Annotated in this window: 1 pseudogene; it reads left to right on the top strand. The window is 41.5% G+C overall.

The window, feature by feature from the left end:
• Window positions 1–318, top strand: a pseudogene (locus ACODSI_RS15100) (hypothetical protein); the annotation flags it as partial.

Raw genomic sequence — 318 nt, 5'->3', positions numbered from 1 at the left:
GTTCTCCTGATTTAGTAGCTTGTGGGGTAACTAATAATTCTGATTGTTATCCAAATACATTGCTTTATGTGGATAACGATGGCGATGGCTATGGATCTACTACTTTTGCAGCCTGCTCAGGAGTAACTAACAATTTAGATTGTAATGATAATAATAGCGCAATTTTAGCTGGAATTGTATTCTATTTAGATGCTGATCACGATGGATATGGTACTCCAAGTAGTTCAACATCCGCTTGTGTAGCGCCTTCGGGTTATGTTGCCAACAACACCGACTGCGACGACACCCGAGCTAATGTTCACCCAGGTGCTGTAGATG

The sequence above is a fragment of the Flavobacterium sp. FG139 genome, from assembly GCF_057809695.1.
This window is presented reverse-complemented; position numbering and strand designations above follow the sequence as displayed.